Here is a 240-nt window from a genome sequence, read left to right as displayed (position 1 = left end):
CCTGCTGGCTCGAGCCGCACTGGCGGTCGATGGTCACGCCGGGCACGTCGAGCGGCAGGCCGGCCGCGAGCCAGCAGCTGCGCGCGATGTTGCCGGCCAGCGGGCCGATCGCATCGAGGCAGCCGAAGATCACGTCGTCGTAGTCCTCCGCCGGAATGCCGTTGCGCGCGACCAGCGCCTTGATGACGTGCGCGCCGAGATCGGCGCCGTGAATCTGGGACAACGAACCGCGACGCTTGC

The 240-nt window shown here is 70.8% G+C and carries 1 protein-coding gene; it reads right to left on the bottom strand.

Features of this window, described 5'->3' with window-relative positions; genetic code table 11:
- On the bottom strand, positions 1–240 hold a 240-nt coding region (locus ACZ3HG_RS24720; RefSeq protein ID WP_465335166.1), incomplete at both ends, for a thiolase family protein.

This window comes from Erwinia sp. PME.40.26/001 (genome assembly GCF_055556675.1).
Note: the sequence above shows the minus strand (reverse complement) of the source record. Positions and strands in the feature narration are given on the sequence as shown.